The organism is Sulfitobacter sp. HI0040 (genome assembly GCF_001634885.1).
Lineage (GTDB): Bacteria > Pseudomonadota > Alphaproteobacteria > Rhodobacterales > Rhodobacteraceae > Sulfitobacter.
This window is the reverse complement of the sequence record NZ_LWEX01000506.1, coordinates 1-241: the sequence shown is the minus strand read 5'-3', so window position 1 is coordinate 241 and position 241 is coordinate 1. Positions and strand designations below refer to the sequence as shown.

The 241-nt window shown below is 55.6% G+C and carries 1 protein-coding gene; it reads right to left on the bottom strand.

Annotation, left to right across the window (positions count from 1 at the left end):
* Positions 1-240, bottom strand: a 240-nt coding sequence (locus A3728_RS19815) for an ATP-dependent Clp protease proteolytic subunit (RefSeq protein ID WP_201722356.1), incomplete at its 3' end; no start/stop codon positions are given.
* Position 241: the final 1 nt, after the last annotated feature.

Genomic DNA, 241 nt, shown 5'->3' with positions numbered 1-241 from the left:
CTTGATATACTGCATAGTGTCGTAGATCGACAGACCGGAGGTCACGACACCGCCGGGGCTGTTGATATACATGGAGATTTCCTTTGACGGGTTCTCCGCCTCAAGGTGCAGCAACTGCGCCACGATGAGTGATGACATGCCGTCGTGGACCGGACCGTTCAGGAAGATGATCCGTTCCTTCAGGAGGCGCGAAAAGATGTCATAGGCACGTTCCCCGCGACTGGTCTGTTCGACCACCATG